The following is a 523-nucleotide window of genomic DNA, read 5'->3' as shown; positions in this document are numbered from 1 at the left end:
TTTTATTGCTTCATTTTTAGTATTAAGGATATACGTTAATGCAGCAAGGTGGCACCAGATACAAAAAGCAGTAGTCATGCATACTTTAGCTGTTTCCTCTTCTACATGCATCTCATCTAATAAGATTTCCTTTTGCGTCTTATTAATAGAAGAAAGTAAACCAGCTTTCCCTAGCTTTTTTATATAAGAAAGGTACAAATCAAGTGTATAGAGGATAGGTCAGCAGTGATATTAGAGGTTTTAAATAAGTAGGACTAAAATAGGTTGAGAACTAGGAGAAAAAGGATATCTGCTAAATTCGTTTTGTTATGCAGAAACTCTTTTATTTCTTTGGTTCAATGAACCTGAAAATGGCACACTGACATCAGACAAAGACGTAKGCTTTTCACGCTTAACAAGGTTTCCATCCCCCCTACTTGACCACCTAAGCAATAATATCGGATGTAAATATATGCTAGTTTTATGGGTTATTGATAGCTTGAATTAAACGGATAGCACATCTTTGCCTAACGCTCTTTCAGTG

Annotated in this window: 1 pseudogene; it reads right to left on the bottom strand. The window is 35.1% G+C overall.

Annotation, left to right across the window (positions count from 1 at the left end):
* A pseudogene (locus tag AC1DUW_RS32185) lies at window positions 1-198 on the bottom strand (acyl-CoA dehydrogenase family protein); the annotation flags it as partial.
* Window positions 199-523 lie beyond the last annotated feature (325 nt).

The organism is Peribacillus sp. P4_C12 (assembly GCF_056402095.1).
Note: the sequence above shows the minus strand (reverse complement) of the source record. Positions and strands in the feature narration are given on the sequence as shown.